Annotated in this window: 16 protein-coding genes; all 16 read left to right on the top strand. The window is 68.8% G+C overall.

All coding sequences use genetic code 11. From position 1 onward, the window contains the following. The first annotated feature begins 179 nt into the window (after positions 1-179). The 16 genes from LTH96_RS12830 to LTH96_RS12755 all read left to right on the top strand — a co-directional run bounded on the left by LTH96_RS12830 (position 180) and on the right by LTH96_RS12755 (position 16,890). On the top strand, positions 180-317 hold the full coding sequence (locus tag LTH96_RS12830) for a hypothetical protein (protein WP_241466360.1): 138 nt from the start codon (positions 180-182) through the stop codon (positions 315-317). Between the two features lie 117 nt (positions 318-434). After that, positions 435-1,469, top strand: coding sequence for a zinc-dependent metalloprotease (locus LTH96_RS12825; protein ID WP_241466359.1), 1,035 nt, complete (start codon positions 435-437; stop codon positions 1,467-1,469). Continuing rightward, a complete protein-coding gene (gene tilS / locus LTH96_RS12820; protein WP_241466358.1) occupies positions 1,466-2,542 on the top strand; it encodes a tRNA lysidine(34) synthetase TilS in 1,077 nt (358 codons plus the stop codon). The genes LTH96_RS12825 and tilS overlap by 4 nt, the downstream gene beginning before the upstream one ends. Before the next feature lie 38 nt (positions 2,543-2,580). Then, positions 2,581-3,132 carry a hypoxanthine phosphoribosyltransferase gene (hpt, locus tag LTH96_RS12815; protein ID WP_241466357.1) on the top strand — a complete coding sequence of 184 codons (552 nt, stop codon included), beginning with the start codon at positions 2,581-2,583 and terminating at the stop codon, positions 3,130-3,132. Positions 3,133-3,172: 40 nt separating this feature from the next. Continuing rightward, positions 3,173-3,817: a GntR family transcriptional regulator gene (locus tag LTH96_RS12810; RefSeq protein WP_241466356.1), complete on the top strand. Its 645-nt coding sequence runs from the start codon at positions 3,173-3,175 to the stop codon at positions 3,815-3,817. A gap of 371 nt (positions 3,818-4,188) precedes the next feature. Beyond that, positions 4,189-5,541, top strand: a complete 1,353-nt coding sequence (locus tag LTH96_RS12805) for a 2-hydroxycarboxylate transporter family protein (protein WP_241466355.1) — start codon at positions 4,189-4,191, stop codon at positions 5,539-5,541. Positions 5,542-5,687: 146 nt separating this feature from the next. Then, positions 5,688-7,649 carry an ATP-dependent zinc metalloprotease FtsH gene (gene ftsH / locus LTH96_RS12800; RefSeq protein ID WP_241466354.1) on the top strand — a complete coding sequence of 654 codons (1,962 nt, stop codon included), beginning with the start codon at positions 5,688-5,690 and terminating at the stop codon, positions 7,647-7,649. Next, positions 7,642-8,301 (top strand): GTP cyclohydrolase I FolE, encoded by a 660-nt coding sequence (gene folE, locus LTH96_RS12795; protein ID WP_241466353.1) that lies wholly within the window; start codon positions 7,642-7,644, stop codon positions 8,299-8,301. The genes ftsH and folE overlap by 8 nt, the downstream gene beginning before the upstream one ends. A gap of 29 nt (positions 8,302-8,330) precedes the next feature. Next, complete coding sequence (gene folP / locus LTH96_RS12790; RefSeq protein ID WP_241466352.1) at positions 8,331-9,155, top strand: dihydropteroate synthase; 825 nt, start codon at positions 8,331-8,333, stop codon at positions 9,153-9,155. A 4-nt stretch (positions 9,156-9,159) separates the two neighbouring features. Next, the gene (gene folK / locus LTH96_RS12785) at positions 9,160-10,089 is read left to right on the top strand and encodes a 2-amino-4-hydroxy-6-hydroxymethyldihydropteridine diphosphokinase (RefSeq protein ID WP_241466351.1); all 930 of its coding nucleotides are present in this window, start codon (positions 9,160-9,162) and stop codon (positions 10,087-10,089) included. Continuing rightward, positions 10,086-10,634, top strand: a complete 549-nt coding sequence (locus LTH96_RS12780) for a DUF3180 domain-containing protein (RefSeq protein WP_241466350.1) — start codon at positions 10,086-10,088, stop codon at positions 10,632-10,634. The genes folK and LTH96_RS12780 overlap by 4 nt, the downstream gene beginning before the upstream one ends. Next, positions 10,615-11,127, top strand: coding sequence for a PH domain-containing protein (locus LTH96_RS12775; protein WP_241466349.1), 513 nt, complete (start codon positions 10,615-10,617; stop codon positions 11,125-11,127). The genes LTH96_RS12780 and LTH96_RS12775 overlap by 20 nt, the downstream gene beginning before the upstream one ends. Positions 11,128-11,135: 8 nt before the next feature. Then, positions 11,136-12,929, top strand: a complete 1,794-nt coding sequence (locus LTH96_RS12770; RefSeq protein ID WP_241466348.1) for a PH domain-containing protein — start codon at positions 11,136-11,138, stop codon at positions 12,927-12,929. Then, positions 12,919-13,845 carry a DUF2520 domain-containing protein gene (locus tag LTH96_RS12765; RefSeq protein WP_241466347.1) on the top strand — a complete coding sequence of 309 codons (927 nt, stop codon included), beginning with the start codon at positions 12,919-12,921 and terminating at the stop codon, positions 13,843-13,845. Before LTH96_RS12770 ends, LTH96_RS12765 begins: the two co-directional genes overlap by 11 nt. 93 nt (positions 13,846-13,938) lie before the next feature. Next, positions 13,939-14,880 carry a pantoate--beta-alanine ligase gene (gene panC / locus LTH96_RS12760; RefSeq protein ID WP_241466346.1) on the top strand — a complete coding sequence of 314 codons (942 nt, stop codon included), beginning with the start codon at positions 13,939-13,941 and terminating at the stop codon, positions 14,878-14,880. Positions 14,881-14,889: 9 nt separating this feature from the next. Beyond that, positions 14,890-16,890 (top strand): M13 family metallopeptidase, encoded by a 2,001-nt coding sequence (locus tag LTH96_RS12755; RefSeq protein WP_241466345.1) that lies wholly within the window; start codon positions 14,890-14,892, stop codon positions 16,888-16,890. Positions 16,891-16,942: the final 52 nt, after the last annotated feature.

Genomic DNA, 16,942 nt, shown 5'->3' with positions numbered 1-16,942 from the left:
ACGTGGCATATCTCCTCAATGGACGCCCGAGGAAGACCCTGGACTGGCGGACCCCAGCAGAAGCGATGAGAGACTTACTCACCACCAGTTGAAACCGCTGTTGTTGCAACGACCGCTGGAATCCGCCGCCGTCTTCGACGGCGATCTTCGCTCATATCGCCCACTCGCTGCGTGCGGCGGTGTTCGCGCGCTCGCGGACCCCGCCGCGTCCAAGCACCCGCTGCGCGCTGGGGCACCTTGCCTGGGCCGGACTCTTCGGCCGACGGATGCTCAGCGACAAGATGCTGGACCAGATCACCGGCCGGGTGATGGGCTGAGCGTCGCCGCCATGGGCTGAGCCCGGCCGCCCGGCTGGCGGCGCTGTCACGGAGCTGAGGTTGTTGTGGTGTGATGGACCGATGAACAGCACCTCCACGGCACAAGCCAGTGACCTGATGATCAATTGGGAGCTCGCCACCACGACGGCGGCACGAGTGGCCCCGGCGGGGCCCCGGTTCAGCGCGGCCCAGGTCCAGGAGGAGGTGGCCGCCCTGCGCGGCGCAGCCGCCGAGGCTGTCGACCACGTGCACCGGATCACCGGGCTTGAGGCGGCCCGGAACCTGGGCGCCGATCCCGCCGAGACCCTCGTGGTGGACCGCGCCACGTGGTCCAAGGCCAATGTGGAGAGCTTCCGCGAGCTGCTGGGCCCCGCGCTGAAGGTCGCCCTGGAGCAGAAGCCGGAACTCGGCAAGGAGGGCTCCAACGCGCAGGTCTTCGGCTCCTCCTTCGCCGGCGCCGAGCTCGGCGCGGTGCTGGCCTTCCTCTCCGCCAATGTGCTGGGGCAGTTCGATCCCTTCACGGAGAACCGGCTGATCCTGGTCGCCCCGAACATCGTGGAGATCACCACCGAGCTCAACGTGGTGCCCGAGGATTTCCGCCTCTGGGTGTGCCTGCACGAACAGACCCACCGGGTGCAGTTCGCCGCCGCACCCTGGCTCGCCGACCATCTCAAGGCCAAGATCACCGAGCTGAGCTCTTCCACCATGGGTATGGCCTCAGGACTGGGGGATCGGCTCGGGGAGATCATCGAGCAGGTCCGGGCCGGCCGGGGACTGGTCGAGGTCATCCAGACCCCGCAGGACCGCGAGACCATGTCCCACCTGACCGCCGTGATGAGCCTGCTCGAGGGTCACGCCAACGTCATCATGGACGGGGTCGACGCCTCGATCGTGCCCAGTGTGAAGACCATCCGGCGGCGCTTCGAGGCCCGCGGCAAGACCCGCACCCCGCTGGAGAAATTCATCCGCAAGCTGCTCCAGCTCGACGTGAAGGCCGCCCAGTACCGGGACGGACAGAAGTTCGTCGGACACATCGTGGATGCCATCGGCATGGACTCCTTCAACATCATCTGGGAGTCCCCCGAGCACCTGCCCACCGAGCATGAGCTGCACCACCCGCAGGAATGGATCGAGCGCATGGGACTGGCGTGAGCCCCCGCTTCCCCGACTCGGTGAACCGGGCGCGCCGCGCCGTCGAAGCCGTCCTTGATCCTGAGGGGCTGACCCTGGTGGCCTGTTCCGGCGGAGCCGACTCGCTCGCCCTGGCCGCTGCCGCCGGCTTCCACCAGCAGCGCCGCGACGGCGGCAGGGACAGCGCCAGCCCTGACAACAGCCCCAGCCCTGACAACAGCCCCAGCGCACCGGGCGGTGCACGGGTGGGTGCCGTCGTCGTGGACCACCAGCTGCACCCGGACAGCGAGGCCGTCACCACGACGGCGCGGGCCCAGCTGACACGCCTTGGGCTGCACCCGGTGATCTCCGTGAAGGCGACCGTGGACCCCGACTCCGGCGAGGGCCCCGAGGCGGCAGCTCGCTCGGCGCGCTACCGGGCCTTCTCCCAGGCGCTGGCCCAGACCGGGGCCACTCGGATCCTGTTGGCCCATACCCGTGATGATCAGGCCGAGCAGGTGCTGCTGGGCCTCGCCCGCGGGTCGGGGACCCGCAGCCTGGCCGGGATCCCTGCCGTGCGCGGCCCATTCCGGCGCCCGCTGCTGGGGCTGACCCGCGCCGAGACCGAAGAGATCTGCGCCCATGCGCAGCTGAGCCCCTGGCAGGATCCCGCGAACACGGATCCCCGCTTCCTGCGCTCGAGGGTCCGCACCGAGATCCTGCCCTATCTCGAGGACCAGCTCAGCAGCTCCATCCGAGAATCGCTGGCGCGCACCGCGCAGATCGCCGCAGAGGATGCGGCATACCTGGACCAGGAGGCGAAGGCCCACTTTGAGCTGCTGCTCGAAGATCCCGGGCTTCAGGGGCAGCTGCGGATGGCGCTGCCAGCGCTGCTCGGCGCGCCGCCGGCGATCCGACGCCGGGTGATCGCGCTCGCCGTCGTCGCCGCGGGAGGCGCCAACCCCTCGTTCGAGCGGCTCGGCGCGGTGGAGAAGCTCCTGGCGAAGACCGGATCGGCGGGCCCGATCGAGCTGGAGGGAGGGGTCAGCGCGCACCGCGGGACGCGGGGGAGCCCGGACTATGCGAAACTTGTCATCGTTCCACGCCTGAACTGAGGAACGCGAGACCTTCTACAAGGAGCTGGACACCACCCATGGACGCTCAGGATGTCAGTGCAGATCTCACCGAGGTGCTCTACACCAAGGATGAGATCGACGCGAAGATCAAAGAACTTGCCGCAGTCATCGATCGTGACTACGCAGACAAGGACGTGCTGCTGGTCGGCGTTCTCAAAGGCGCGGTCATGGTCATGGCCGATCTGGCCCGCGCGCTGAGCTCACACGTGACCATGGACTGGATGGCGGTGTCCTCCTACGGCTCCGGCACCAAGTCCTCCGGGGTGGTGCGCATCCTCAAGGATCTCGATGCGGACCTGATGAACCGCCATGTGCTCATCGTCGAAGACATCATCGACTCCGGCCTGACGCTGTCCTGGCTCAAGACCAACCTGGAATCCCGCGGACCCGCCTCGCTGGAGATCTGCACACTCTTCCGCAAGCCCGACGCCGTGAAGGTCGACATCGACGTGAAGTACGTCGGCATGGACATCCCGAACAAGTTCGTCGTCGGCTACGGCCTGGACTTCGCCGAGAAGTACCGGAACCTCGACTGTGTCGGGATCCTGGCTCCGCACGTCTACCAGTGAGCTGACCGCTCGCCGCGGCAGACACGGGAGGAGCTGGGCTGTGGATGAGATCGTACCGGTGCGGCCGGTGAGCAAGGCCGCGGCCGCCTACTCCAGCCTGCGCAGCAGCATCCAGGCCGGCGAGCTCGCGCCGGGGGAGCGCATCACGCTCAGATACCTGAGCGACATGCTCGACATGAGCCTGACACCGGTGCGCGAAGCGCTGAATCGGCTTCAGGCCGAAGGGTTCGTGGTTCACGACCCGCACGGCAGCACCTTCATCGCCGAGCTCACCCCGGAACGCATCGAGCAGGTCTACCGGCTGCGCACCGTGCTCGAGCCGCTCGCGGTGCGCCAGGCCGGGCAGCAGCTGACCCCAGGTGATCTCGAGGATCTGCGCGAGCTCGTCTGCGCCTGCGATCAGGCACAGACCGCGCTGGAGGTCGTGCAGCGCAACGAGGCCTTCCACTACGCGCTGTATCGGCTCAGCCGAGACGCCCTGTTGATGGGCTTCATCGACCAGCTCTGGGCCGGCATGCCCTATCCCTCTCTGGGCCTCTACGCAGATCAGGAGCGGGTGTCCCAGTCCAGCCGTGAGCACCACGCGATCCTCGACGCCCTGGTGGCCGAGGATCTGGATGCCGCAGCCGCACTGACCGCGCAGCACATCGAACACGGCCGTGAAGCCGCCCTGAACAAGCTCTGAGCCTCCGGCCGTCGAGCCGCTCCGGCCCGAGGACCCTGGCGCATCCCGGGCCACTGGCACACCGGCACCCGCCCCATGCCGGGTCCGTCCGCCGCCTCATGCAGGGTGCCGCTCGCCTCGCCAATCCTCGCACCGCTCGCCTCGCCAATCCTCGCACCGCTCGCCTCAGTTGATACTTTATAAAATGCAAAGTAGCGTAACGCTGGCCACACCGGTGACGTGCCACACACAGGCAGTGAGCCCGCGCGGTCAGGCATCTGAGACTTTCGAGGAGACACGTGCGCGGCGAGACTGAATCGCGGGCAATGCAGCCCGCAGGATCCCCCTCCGAGACGCTTCCGGGCGAGGGGACTTCCAGCGAGACCCACAGGATGACGACGCCGGCCGAGCCGGTCCACGCAGACGCCGCCGAGGAGTTTGACCGGCCCGAGAGCTGGACCCGCATCATGGGTCTGCCCATCGGATGGTTCGCCCTGCTGTTCGGCGTCATCCTGCTCTGCGCCGCGCTGGGAGTGCTGCCGAACACGATGCTCGCCGGCTTCGCCGTCGTCATCCTGGTCGGGGCGCTGCTGAACTGGCTCGGCGGACGAGTGCCCGGCCTGCGCAACTACGGCCTGCCCACCGTGCTGTGCATCCTGACCCCGGCGATCCTGCTCCACTTCGGCTGGTTCCCCCAGTCGCTTGCGGAGAACATGGAGATCTTCACCGACGGCTCCGAGATCGGCTTCATCGACTTCTACGTCGCCAGTCTCATCGCCGGCTCCATCCTGGGCATGCCGCGAGCGCTGCTGCTCAAGGCCGGCGCGCGGATCGCGGTGCCGCTGATCGGCACCATCATCACCGTCTTCGTCGTCGTCGGCGCGGTGGGAACCGCGCTGGGCTTCGGGCTGCGCGATTCGGTGCTCTTCGTGGCGGCTCCGATCATGGGCGGAGGTGTGGGCGCCGGCATCGTGCCGATGTCCGGGATCTACTCAGACCAGATGGGCGGCGACGCCGGAGCCTATGTGGCACAGCTGATCCCCGCGGTGATCATCGCCAACGTGCTGACCATCTTCTGCGCCGGCATCTTCAACGGCATCACCTATAAGGGCCAGCAGTTCTTCGTCGGCTTCAACGGCAACGGGCAGATCGTGCGGGTCGAAGGCAGCGCTGATCAGTTCAAGTCCAGGCCGAAGCCCACCAGCGGATCCTTCAACGTGCTCGTCGTGGGCCTGACCCTGGCTGCCACGCTCTTCCTGGCCGGCAGCATCATCGCGGAGTTCGTCCCCGGGCTGCACGCCTACGCCTGGACCATTCTGCTGGCTGCCTCCATCAAGATCTTCGGACTGATGCCAGCCTCCTTCGAGGACGCCGTCTCGAACTGGTTCGGGTTCGTCTCCGGAACGCTGACCCCGGCGCTGCTGGTGGGCATCTCGATCACCTTCTTCGAGTTCGACGAGCTCGGCCGGCTGCTCTCCGACTGGCGCTACCCGGTGCTCGTGGCGCTGGCCGTAGTGGTCGCGATCCTGGTCTCCGGTGCGCTGGGCTGGCTGGTGAAGATGTATTACGCCGAAACCTCGATCGCCATCGGCATGGGCATGACCGACATGGGCGGCACCGGGGATGTCGCCGTGGTCTCCGCCGCGAACCGGCTTGAGCTGATGCCGTTCCTGCAGGTCTCCTCCCGGATCGGCGGGGCCCTGGTGCTGCTGACGGTCTCGCTGCTGATCCCGATCATCGGCTGACCCGGTCGTTTCGCCCCCTCCGTTCGGCGCACGCTCCCGGCTGGGCGAGTTCTCCCGGAGGCGAACTTGTCCAGCCCGGGTTAGCCCCATCACCTCGAGCCCGAGTACCTTTAGATGCTAGGTATATCTGCGTCTGACGGAGCTGCATGAACTTCAAGAAGATCTTCACCGGGCCACTGTTCTGGATCGTCCTGGCGGTGGTGCTGCTGCTGCTTGTCGTGCCGATGATGTTCTCCTCCTCGGCCAACGGTCAGCGGGTGGACACGAATGTCGGCATGGAGCTCCTTGCCGAGGGTGAGGTCGTCGAGGCCTCCGTCGAGGACGGCGACCAGCGCGTCGATCTGAACCTGAGCTCCCCGTATGAGCAGGACGGGCAGGAGGTCGGCGACGTCGTCCACTTCTTCTACTCCTCGGCTCGCGCCGAGACCGTGGTCGAGGCCATCGCCGACGCTGACCTCGAGGGCTACACCGATGAGCCGGAGCAGTCGAACTGGCTGCTCTCCATGCTCGGCTTCATGATCCCCTTCCTGATCATCGCGCTGCTCTTCATCTGGCTGCTGACCCGCATGTCCGGCGGCAACTCCCGGGTGATGCAGTTCGGCAAGTCCAAGGCCAAGATGTTCGACAAGGACATGCCCCAGGTGGCGTTCGGCGACGTGGCCGGCGCTGAAGAGGCAGTGGAGGAGCTCCATGAGATCAAGGAGTTCCTCTCCGAGCCCGAGAAGTTCCAGCGCCTAGGGGCGAAGATCCCCAAGGGCGTGCTGCTCTATGGCGCCCCCGGCACAGGCAAGACGCTGCTGGCCAAGGCCGTGGCCGGCGAGGCCGGCGGCGCCTTCTACTCGATCTCAGGCTCGGACTTCGTGGAGATGTTCGTCGGCGTCGGCGCCTCCCGCGTGCGGGACCTCTTCAAGCAGGCCAAGGAGAACGCCCCGGCCATCATCTTCGTCGACGAGATCGACGCCGTGGGCCGCCAGCGCGGCGCCGGTGTGGGTGGAGGCAACGATGAGCGCGAGCAGACGCTGAACCAGCTGCTGGTGGAGATGGACGGCTTCGACGCCAACACCAACATCATCGTCATCGCCGCCACGAACCGGCCCGACGTGCTGGATCCGGCGCTGCTGCGTCCCGGCCGCTTCGACCGACAGATCCCCGTGGAGGCTCCCGACTTCGCCGGCCGCCGCGCGATCCTGGAGGTCCATGCCAAGGGCAAGCCGATGGTCGACGACGTCGACCTCAAGGCCGTGGCCCGCAAGACCCCCGGCTACACCGGTGCGGATCTGGCCAATGTGCTCAACGAGGCCGCGCTGCTCACGGCACGCTCCAACGCCGACCTGATCGATGACCGCGCGATCGACGAGGCCATCGACCGGGTCATGGCCGGACCGCAGAAGCGGACCCGGCTGATGAAGGACCACGAGCGCCGGGTCACCGCCTATCACGAGGGCGGCCACGCGCTGGTGGCGGCTGCGCTGAACTACTCCGCGCCGGTCACCAAGATCACGATCCTTCCGCGCGGCCGCGCCCTGGGCTACACCATGGTCGTGCCCGAGGAGGACAAGTACTCCACCACCCGCAACGAGCTGCTGGACACCATCGCCTACGCCATGGGCGGCCGCGTGGCGGAGGAGATCGTCTTCCAGGACCCCTCCACCGGGGCTGCGAACGACATCCAGAAGGCCACCGAGACCGCACGCCGGATGGTCACCGAATACGGGATGAGCGCGAGGGTCGGCTCCGTGAAGCTCGGTTCCGGCGACACCAGCCCGTTCCTGGGACGCGAGATGGCCCAGGGCAAGGAGTACTCCGAGGACCTCGCCTCCGTCATCGACTCCGAGGTCCGCGCCATCATCGACGAGGCCCACGACGAGGCCTACCACGCGCTGCATGAGAACCGGCATGTGCTCGACCGCCTCGCCGAGGAGCTGCTCCGCGTGGAGACCCTCAACGCCAAGGAGGTCGCCGCGATCTTCCACGACGTGATCAAGCGCCCGGTCCGCCAGATCTGGGAATCTTCCCCGGGACGACCGGTCACGATCACCTCCGAGGTGGTGCCGGAGGACGAGCGGGACCCCGAATACCAGTTCGGCGGCGAGAACTCCGATGCCTGACCGCCCTCCCACCCCATTCCCCGACCGGTCGGGCAGTCGCTCCGTCGGCGCCGCCGGTGCGGTCACCCCGCTTGAAGGCTCGGTGGATCTGCCGCGGATCGAGGCTGCGGTGCGCGAGATCCTGCTCGCCGTCGGGGAGGACCCGGAGCGCGAGGGTCTCAAGGGCACCCCGGCCCGAGTGGCCCGGGCCTATGAGGAGGCCTTCCAGGGTCTCCGCGAGGACCCTGCCGAGCTGATGTCGACCACCTTCGACATCGGCCACGAGGAGCTCGTGCTGGTCCGCGACGTTCCCTTCTACTCCACCTGTGAACATCATCTGGTGCCCTTCTTCGGCCACGCCCACATCGGCTACATCCCCTCCCCGGAGGGCAAGGTCACCGGACTGAGCAAGCTCGCCAGGCTGGTGGACATCTTCGCCAAGCGCCCGCAGGTCCAGGAGCAGCTCACCACTCAGGTGGTCGACGCCCTGGTCGAGCATCTGGCTCCTGGCGGGGCGATGGTCGTCGTCGAGGCCGAGCACCTGTGCATGTCCATGCGCGGGGTCTCCAAACCCGGGGCGCGGACCATCACCTCTGCGGTGCGCGGTCAGCTCCGCGACGCCGCCACCCGCGCCGAGGCGATGAGCCTGATGCTCCACGGCCGGCCCCACTAGCAACCCTCCTGACTGAATCGGAGAGCCAGATGCGCACTTCCATCATGGGGATTCTGAACCTCACCCCGGACTCCTTCTCCGACGGCGGCCGGTTCGACGACGGCGCGGGCACCCCCGACGTCGTGGCCGCGGTCACCGAGGCGCTGCGGATGACCCAGGCCGGCGCGGCACTGATCGACGTCGGCGGGGAATCCACCCGCCCCGGCGCGCAGCCCACACCGTTGCTCGAGGAGCAGCGCCGGATCCTGCCGGTGATCGAGGAGCTGCTGGGCTGCGGGATCGCCGTCTCGGTGGACACCCGCCGCGCGGCGACCGCCCGGGCCGCCTTTGAATGCGCAGATCGCCGCGGAGTCGACCCGCGGACGCTCATCATCAATGACGTCTCGGGCGCGCTCACCGAACCGGACATGCCGGAGCTGATCGTCGAGTCCGGGGCGCAGGTGGTGATCACGCACAACCGCGGAGACTCCCAGACGATGGGGTCGCTGACCGATTATGACTCGCTGCTCGAGGACGTGATCGCCGAGCTGCTCGCCGTGCGGGACCGCTATCTCGACGCCGGTGCCCGCCGCGAACAGCTCATCCTGGACCCCGGGATCGGGTTCTCCAAGACCCCTGAGCAGAACTGGGAGCTGATCCGCAGCCTGGAGAGCTTCGTCCGGCTCGGGCACCGAGTGCTCTTCGGGGCCTCCCGCAAGGGATTTCTCGCCCCGGTCACCTCCGGGGAGGCTCGGGACACCGCCACGGCGGTGCTCTCGGCGCTGGCGGCCCAGGCCGGCGTCTGGGGAGTCCGGGTCCATGACGTGCAGGGAAGCCGCGATGCTGTGCAAGTGATCGACAAGCTGAGAAGCTAGAAGGATGTCCAGCAGGAGCAGCTCCCGTGACACCATCCGGCTCACCGGACTCACGGCCACCGGCCACCATGGGGTCTTCGACTTCGAGAAGCGCGAGGGCCAGATCTTCCGGGTCGACGCCGAGCTCACGCTGGACTTCCGCGCCGCCGGTCGCAGCGATGCCCTCGCCGACACCGTCTCCTACGTGGAGATCGCCGAGCTGATCCACGCCGCCATCACCGGCGAGCCCTTCGACCTGATCGAGGCCCTCGCCGATCACCTGGCCCGGGAGATCCTTGCCGGCGATGAGCGCCTTGCCGCCGCGGAGATCACCGTGTACAAGCCGCAGGCGCCGCTGACCCAGACCTTCCAGGACGTCTCGGTGACCGCCCGCCGGGACCGCGCCGACCTGGCTCCCGGCCTGGACCCGGACGCCGCCCCCGCCGCGGAGGTCACCGCCGTGCTGGCGCTGGGATCCAACCTCGGGGAATCCGCAGTGACGCTGGCCTCGGCGGTCGCCGCGCTGGACCGCGTGGAGCAGGTGCGGGTGCTCAAGCAGTCCCCGGTGGCCAAGACCAGGCCGGTGGGCGGGCCTGCCGGGCAGCCTGACTTCCACAACCAGGTCATCGAGATCGCCACCACGCTGAGCCCGCATGCCCTGCTGAGATGCACCCAGCAGATCGAGCAGGAACACCACCGGGCCCGCGGCGCCGCGAACGGCGAGATCCGCTGGGGCCCGCGCACCCTGGACATCGACATCATCACCTACGGCCAGGCAGGAATCTCCTCGGTGACGCTGCAGGTCCCGCACCCGCGGGCCGCACAGCGTGGATTCGTGCTGGTCCCCTGGACCTGGATGGACCCGCAGGCGAAGCTGGCCGGAGCGTCGGTGGCCGAACTCGCTCGGCATGCCGCCGATGCCGGCGCCGTGGAACCGCTGGAGAGTGCGCGATGAGCCGGCTCTCCGTGCTGCGCCTGCTGATCATCGGCGCCGTCGCCGCCCTCGTCGGGTTCATCACCACCGTCTACTTGTCCGCCCACGGGATGGGCTCCCCGGTGCTGCCGCGGACCTCCTTGGTGACCCTGCTCGGGATCGCGCTGATCGTGCTGACCCTGGGGCTGATGGTCTGGCGCGATCAGCGCAGGATCGCGACCGCGGCGGCGAAGGGTCGGCGCAGCCAGCGCAGCCTGCACCCGCTCCACGCCGTCCGGGTCCTCACCGCCGGACAGGCCGGCGCCTACGCCGGGGCGCTGATCGCCGGCTGGCATGCGGGTATCCTCGGGGACCTGGTGCCTGCCGCAGCGCTGACCGCGCCGAACGTGAACTCATCCCTGCTGATGATCACGGGAGGAACGATCTGGGTGATCATTGGATTCGTCGTCGAGCTGCTCTGCAGGATCCCCCCGGACGAGAATCCACCGGGCGAGGGGCGCCGCAGAGAGCCCGAACGCAACACAGGACCGATACCCGAGGAGGGCTATGCCCGCGGAACCCATTGATCCCACAGGTGTCACCTGGACCCGGGTGGACGAGCGGTACATCACCGTGAAGTTCATCACCGGCATCCTCGGCTGGGTGATCACCCTGGCAGTGGTCGGTACCCCGATCGTGCTCGACACCCTCGGGGTCTTCGGCGGCATCCCGCTGTGGATCAAGATCGTGGTCTCCGCCGTGCTGCTGACCTGGGCGGCCGTGGACCTCTGGCTGATCCCGCGTCGGATCAGGGCCATCGGCTACCACGAGCGCCAGGACGATCTGCTGATCCGCCGCGGCATCCTCTTCCAGCGGGTCGTCGCGGTGCCCTACGGCCGGCTGCAGTACGTCGACATCGAGGCCGGGCCGCTGATGCGCCGCTACGGGCTCTGCACGGTCCAGCTGAAGACCGCCGCCGCGGCCACCGACGCCGTGATCCCGGGCGCCTCCCGCGAGGAGGGCGCACGGCTGCGTGAAGAGCTCTCGGTCCGCGGCCAGGCTCGCCTGGCTGGTCTGTGAGCCGGCGCATGAACGAACAAGCCACCGAGGATTACGCCACCGAGAAGCCGAAGCGCACCTCCGAGCGCTGGTTCGACGCGACCTGGACCAAGGTCCACCCGCTGAGCCCCGTCGTGCGCGGCGGGCTCGCCGTCGTCGCCATCCCGGGCCTCCTGCTCAGCTACAACTGGCAGAGCTGGATGGATGCCTGGGAGGCGTTCCGCAGCGGCGAGATCCAGCGCAACGTGGAGTCCAACCCGATGCCGTTCCTGCTCGGCGCCGGCGGCGTGCTGCTGGTGGTCGCGCTGATCTTCGCCGGCTTCGCGCTCTCCTGGTGGTTCACCCGCTACAAGATCACCGCCGAGCATGTGATGGTGAAGTCCGGGATCTTCGTGCGCCAGCACCGTCAGGCCCGGATCGACCGGGTCCAGGCCGTGGACCTGCGCCAGCCGCTGCTCGCCCGGCTCACCGGCCTCGCCGAGCTGAAGTTCGAGGTGGCCGAGGGCGACGGCACCGCCGCCACCCTGGCGTTCCTGAAGAGGTCCCAGGCCGAAGAGCTGCGCTCCGAGATCATGGACCGCGCCGCCGGCCGGAGCGAGTCGCCGGCGGAAGTCGAGGGATTCGGGGAGGTGCCCGGGGGTCCCGGCTCCGCGTATGCCGGTTTCACGCATCCCGGCGACGCGGAGGCTGCCCACCGCTATGATCCCTGCGCCGCGCACGACCCCTACGCCCCGATTCATCCCACCCCCACCGGCCGTGCAGCTGCGGGTCTGCATCGCGCCGCGCATCAGGACCGCCTCATCGCGAAGGTCCCCACCGGACGGCTGATCGGCTCGGTGCTGAGCGGCTGGGGGACGATCTTCGTCCTGGTCATCGTGGTCATGGCCGTGGTCGCCGTCGGGATCGGTCTCGCGGTCGGCTCCGACGGGGGGTCGGTGTCGATCTGGGCCGTGCTGACCGGAGCCGCACTCCCGGCCGTCATCCCGATGGGCATCGCGGCGATCACGATCTACTACCAGCAGTTCAGCTCCGGCTTCGGATTCACCTCCACCGCCACCAGCTCCGGGCTGCGCGTGCGCTACGGGCTGCTGGAGACCACCAATCAGACCATCCCTCCGGGTCGGGTGCAGGCGCTGCAGATCCAGCAGCCGGTGCTCTGGCGCCCGTTCAGGTGGTTCAAGATCGTGGTCACCGTCGCCGGCTACGGCATCGGGGAGAAGCGCTCGGTGCTGCTGCCCGTGGGTCGGCTCGACGACGTGATGGTCACCGCCGCGGAGATGTTCCCTGACCTGCAGGTCGAGAACCCCGAAGAGGTCTTCACCGCCGGGCTCACCGGTTCAGGCACGAAGCTCGGCTACACCGAGGTGCCACGCCGGGCCCGCTTCTTCGACCCGATCGTGCGCCGTCGTCGCGGGTTCCGCACCACCCCCACCGCGCTGATGTTCCGCGACGGAAGGGCTTCGCGGCAGCTGACGATGGTCCCGCATGAGCGGATCCAGTCGCTGAGCCTGACCCAGGGGCCGTTGCAGCGCCGGCGAGCGATCGCTGACATCTTCATCCACTCCCCGGCCGGCCCGTTCGCGGCGAAGCTGAAGAACCAGGACCTCGACGCGGTCAAGGACCTCTTCGAATACGAGTCCGATCATGCCGCCCAGGCCCGCCGCTACAGCGATCGGAATCAGTGGATGCGCCTCGAGGAGCTCCGCGAGTTCGAGCGCAAGGCCGCCGAGGCGCTGGCGGCACCGGAGGAGCCCAGCACCACCGGACCGGCACACCCCGCTGCCCCGTTGACCTACCAGGAACAGGACCCCCGTGACCGTTGAGCAGCCCGTGGATCCCTATGCCGCGGAACTCCCGCCCTCCCAGCGGGAAGGTCGCCTCGGCGTCGGCGTGATCTCCGCCGGCAAGGTCGGCGCGGTGCTGGGCGCGGCGCTGCGCGGGGCCGGTCACTCGGTGATCGGCGCCCACGCCGTCTCGGAGGACTCGCGCAACCGCGCCGAATCCCTGCTGGGCGGGGTGCCGGTGCTGGAGATCCCGGAGATCATGCGCCGGGCTGAGCTGGTCCTGCTCGCGGTGCCCGACGACGCCCTCGCCGAGCTCGTCTCCGGGCTGGCCGAGGCCGGCCACATCCAGGCCGGTCAGCTGATCGTGCACACCTCCGGCCGCTACGGCACCGAGGTGCTCGCTCCCGCCCAGCGCAGCGGCGCCATCGGACTGGCGATCCACCCGGCGATGACCTTCACCGGGCTGAGCATGGACCTGCAGAAGCTGCACACCTGTGCCTTCGGGGTCACCGCGCCGGGGCCCGTGCTGCCGATCGCGCAGGCACTGGTGGTGGAGATGGGCGGGGAGCCGGTGGTGATCCGCGAGGCCGACCGGCTGACCTATCACGCGGCGCTGGCGCACGCCTCGAACCACCTGAACACGATCACCGGGCAGTCAGCGGAGATGCTGCACCGGATCGGGGTGGAGCGCGCCGAGACCGTGCTGCGCCCGCTGATGCAGGCCTCGTTGGACAACGCGTTGGCCTCGGGGGAGGGCGCGCTGACCGGGCCGGTGGCTCGCGGAGATGTCGGGACGCTCCGGCATCACGTGCAGCTGCTGGCGACCTCGGAGCTGCCCGCCGACATCCGCACCGCGTATATGGCCATGGCGCGCGCGACCACCCAGCGTGCCCTGGATCGCAGCATGATCACCGCCGCGAAGGCCGCCGAGCTGCTCGACGTCCTCGACGCCTGACCCGCGCTTCTCGCAGCCTCCGCCCCGCCCCGCTGCCCCTGACCGACGCGACGGGCGACGGGCGAGCGCCGCGCGCGGTCCTAGACTGTCCCGGTGACTCCACCGCAGGTACTGACCACTGTCTCCAGCTTCCGCGCCGCGCTCGCCGAGGCCGTCGCCGCGCACGTCCGCGAACGCGGGGCCGCCCCCGCGGTGGGGCTGGTCCCCACGATGGGGGCGCTGCACTCCGGACACGCCGCTCTGGTCGACGCCGCCCGGGCTGCCTCAGACATCGTGATCGCCTCGATCTTCGTGAACCCGCTGCAGTTCGACGACGACGCCGACTACCTCCACTATCCGCGCACGCCAGAGCGCGACGTCGCCCTGCTGGGTGCCCACGGGGTCGATCTGATCTTCACCCCGGACCTCGCGCAGATGTACCCCGGCGACTCGCACGCCCCGCTGGTCCGGGTCAGCGCCGGGCAGCTCGGAACCCGCTGGGAGGGGGCCGCGCGCCCAGGACACTTCGACGGGGTGGTCACCGTGGTCGCGAAGCTCTTCAACATCATGAGCCCCCCGGCGCCCGCGAGGCTCGAGGCCTGGTTCGGCGCCAAGGACGCCGAGCAGGTCGCGATCATCACCCGGATGACGGCAGACCTGAACATCGACGTGGACATCCGCACCGTTCCGATCGTGCGGGATGAGCACGGCTTGGCCCTCTCCAGCAGGAACCAGCGCCTGGATGAGACCGACTACTCCGCGGCGCTGGCCATTCCCGCCGCGCTCTTCGCGCTGAGCGAGGACGCCGCCTTCGAGCGCCGGCTGGGAGTGGCCGATCAGGTGGAGGAGCTGAGATCTGCCGAGGGTGTGGAGCTGGACTACCTGGTCGTCGTCGACCCGGACTCCCTGGAGGAGCTCCAGCCCGGCGACGCGCTGCTCGACGAGCACGGGGTGCTGCGCGGGCGTGCGCTGGCGCTGATCGCCGCCCGGGTCGGACCGGTGCGGCTGATCGACAACGTGATCCTGAGTCCGGGCAGGTCACAGCCCCGGGAGTAGGCTGGAACCATGACCGATACCGCGAGCAGCAGCCCGAACGCACCCGCCTCCTTCCCGTACATCGATCATGACGTGCGCCCGCAGGACGACCTGCAGCGCCACGTCAACGGTGAATGGCTCAAGACCGCCGAGATCCCCGCGGACATGGACGCCTACGGGTCCTTCCATGAGCTGCGCGACAAGGCCGAGGCTGATGTCCGGGAGATCCTGGAGCAGGCCGCGGCCGGAGAGATCAAGGCGGAGCAGCTCGACGCCGCCGCGGAGGCCATCCCGGCCCGGATCGGTGCCTTCTACACATCCTTCATGGATGCCGAGGCCGCTCAGCGGCGCGGGCTGAGTCCGATCGAGCCGATGCTGGAGCAGCTGGAGTCCGTGCGGAGCGTGGAGGATCTGGTTCGGCTCTCCGCCGCCTGGCAGCGCCAGGGCGTGGACGGGCTCCTCGTCGCCGGGTCCATGCGCGACGCCGGAGATCCCACCCGGATGCTCTGGCACGTCATGCAGTCCGGACTCGGTCTGCCCGATGAGTCCTACTACCGCGACGAGAAGCTGGCCGAGATCCTCGCCGCGTACCAGGACCACCTGGTCCGGGTGCTTGAGCTCAGCGGAGTCGACGACGCCGCGGACGCCGCCGCCGCCGTCGTCGAACTCGAAGGTGTCATCGCCGCCGAGCACTGGGACAAGGTGACCCTGCGTGATGCGCAGAAGCGCTACAACCTGGTGACCGACGACGAGGCCGAGACCTTCATGCCGCTGCTGCGCGAGGCGTTCGCCGGCTGGGGGCTGCAGCCGCGGCACACCGAGCAGCTCGTGCTCGCCCAGCCCGACGTGCTCCCCGGGATGCAGGCGGCGCTGACTCAGCAGCCGCTGCGCACCTGGAAGCTCTGGCTGCGAGTCCAGCTGCTGCGCTGGGCAGCCCCGCTGCTCCACGAAGAGCTGGTGAACGAGAACTTCGACTTCTACTCCAAGCGGCTCTCCGGAGCCCAGCAGCTCAAGGAGCGCTGGAAGCGCGGGGTCGCGCTGACCAACGCCCACCTGGGTGAGGACGTGGCGCAGATCTACGTGGCCCGGCACTATCCGCCTCAGGCGCGGGCCGCGATGGACGAGCTGATCAACGCGCTGATCGAGGCCTACCGCCAGTCCATCAGCGAGCTGAGCTGGATGGGGGAGGAGACCAAGGGCCGCGCGCTGGAGAAGCTCGACGCGTTCAAGCCGATGGTCGGCTTCCCTGAGCGCTGGATCGACTATTCCCGCGTCGACGTGGACCCGACCGACGTGGTGGCAAACGTCCGCCGTGCCGCGGCGTTCGAATGGGAGCGCGACATCACCAAGCTCGACGAGGGACCGGACCCCGACGAGTGGCACATGCACCCCCAGACGGTCAATGCCTACTACTCGCCGCTGGAGAACGTGATCTGCTTCCCGGCCGCGATCCTGCAGCTCCCGTTCTTCTCCGCCGAGCGGGACATGGCGCAGAACTTCGGCGCCATCGGGGCCGTCATCGGCCATGAGCTCGGACACGGCTTCGACGACCAGGGGTCCCGCTACGGCGCCGACGGCTCGCTGAGCAACTGGTGGACCGAGGCTGACCGCAGCGCCTTCGAGGAGCGCACCACGAAGCTGGTGGAGCAGTACAGCGCACTCACCCCCTCCCAGGCGCCGGAGCACAAGGTCAACGGCGAGCTGACCCTGGGTGAGAACATCGGTGATCTCGGCGGGCTCGGCATCGCGCACAAGGCCTACCGGGTGTGGCTGCAGGCACAGGGCGCTGAGGCCGCCGACGTCGAGGGCTACAGTGCTGACCAGCGGTTCTTCTTCGCCTGGGCGCAGGCCTGGCGGAACCTCACCCGCCCCGAGCGGGCGGTCACGCTGATCAGCATCGATCCTCACGCACCGGCCGAGTTCCGCGCCACCCAGGTGGTCAAGAACCTCGACGCCTTCCACTCCGCCTTCGAGACCCAGCCCGGGGACGGGATGTACCTGTCGCCGCGGGAGCGCGTCACCATCTGGTGACTGCGGGGCCCAGGCTGCCTGAGGGCTGCCTCGGCCCGGTCGGAGCGACGGG

The organism is Nesterenkonia sp. LB17, assembly GCF_022565915.1.
Taxonomy (GTDB): domain Bacteria; phylum Actinomycetota; class Actinomycetes; order Actinomycetales; family Micrococcaceae; genus Nesterenkonia.
This window is presented reverse-complemented; position numbering and strand designations above follow the sequence as displayed.

Excerpts from the sequence above, each read along its gene's own strand:
- LTH96_RS12755 (WP_241466345.1), top strand. The coding sequence starts at position 14,890 with ATGACCGATACCGCGAGCAGCAGCCCGAACGCACCCGCCTCCTTCCCG.
- folK (WP_241466351.1), top strand. The coding sequence starts at position 9,160 with ATGTCCAGCAGGAGCAGCTCCCGTGACACCATCCGGCTCACCGGACTC.
- LTH96_RS12805 (WP_241466355.1), top strand. The coding sequence starts at position 4,189 with ATGACGACGCCGGCCGAGCCGGTCCACGCAGACGCCGCCGAGGAGTTT.
- folP (WP_241466352.1), top strand. The coding sequence starts at position 8,331 with ATGCGCACTTCCATCATGGGGATTCTGAACCTCACCCCGGACTCCTTC.
- LTH96_RS12775 (WP_241466349.1), top strand. The coding sequence starts at position 10,615 with ATGCCCGCGGAACCCATTGATCCCACAGGTGTCACCTGGACCCGGGTG.
- folE (WP_241466353.1), top strand. The coding sequence starts at position 7,642 with ATGCCTGACCGCCCTCCCACCCCATTCCCCGACCGGTCGGGCAGTCGC.
- LTH96_RS12770 (WP_241466348.1), top strand. The coding sequence starts at position 11,136 with ATGAACGAACAAGCCACCGAGGATTACGCCACCGAGAAGCCGAAGCGC.
- ftsH (WP_241466354.1), top strand. The coding sequence starts at position 5,688 with ATGAACTTCAAGAAGATCTTCACCGGGCCACTGTTCTGGATCGTCCTG.
- hpt (WP_241466357.1), top strand. The coding sequence starts at position 2,581 with ATGGACGCTCAGGATGTCAGTGCAGATCTCACCGAGGTGCTCTACACC.
- LTH96_RS12825 (WP_241466359.1), top strand. The coding sequence starts at position 435 with ATGATCAATTGGGAGCTCGCCACCACGACGGCGGCACGAGTGGCCCCG.
- LTH96_RS12780 (WP_241466350.1), top strand. The coding sequence starts at position 10,086 with ATGAGCCGGCTCTCCGTGCTGCGCCTGCTGATCATCGGCGCCGTCGCC.